This is a genomic window from Candidatus Kurthia intestinigallinarum, assembly GCF_003991225.1.
GTDB lineage: Bacteria > Bacillota > Bacilli > Bacillales_A > Planococcaceae > Kurthia > Kurthia populi.
Window position 1 is genome coordinate 1 of record NZ_JTFC01000182.1, and the last position, 736, is coordinate 736.

A 736-nucleotide genomic window follows, 5' to 3' on the forward strand; every position below is an offset into this window, starting at 1 on the left:
GTACTTGCTGTTGTCGTTCTAAGCGTGAATTGGCTTTCATACGGTCCACCTCTTTAAATTTGAATAGTAAGTTCAGTATATCATATTTCTTATATTTTCATGGATGTTGAAGGGCTTGTTGAGATGCACCAAATCAGCATGAAGATATTTAATGCGATGATGAATTTGTTTTAACATTAACAAAATGTTATTTGGGAATGTTTTTTATCAAATCTCATACATACTGACAATAATATCAATACCCGAGTTTTTTAGCCTATTAAGCCTTGACTTAAAGCTGGAAGAAAAGGAGATATAACTGCTACATGCTCTCCCAAACTTTGAATAAAACGCGTGTATTTTGTACTAAAACTTTCTTTTCCCATACTTTGTTCAAGATCGTCTACCTGGTTTAAAAGTAAACTTATTTCGTTTTCTTTGAAGTCTTGTTTTTTCAATTCATTTTTAATTTCATCAAACAAATTTGCATCACTTAATGAAATATTAATGGAATTATCAGTCGAACTTTCATTATATCTAGAGTTGGGAGCATTAAAATAATTATTAACTGTTTTATTAAAAGGTAATTTTTTTTCTTTAGCTGTTGCTTTTCTAACATCACATTGATAATGAGACTCAAATCCAGCAAATGCTTCGTAATACCCTCTATCAATTACTTCATATTTTTCAGTTGCACCGTTAGACATAGTACGGAATAAAAAATCACCTTCTTCAATAAGCAACGTACCATCAGAAA

1 protein-coding gene is annotated in these 736 nt (G+C 30.6%); it reads right to left on the reverse strand.

The window, feature by feature from the left end; all coding sequences use genetic code 11:
* Positions 1-251 precede the first annotated feature (251 nt).
* Positions 252-736 (reverse strand): hypothetical protein (locus QI30_RS20715; protein WP_199754748.1); only part of this gene is annotated, 485 nt, incomplete at its 5' end.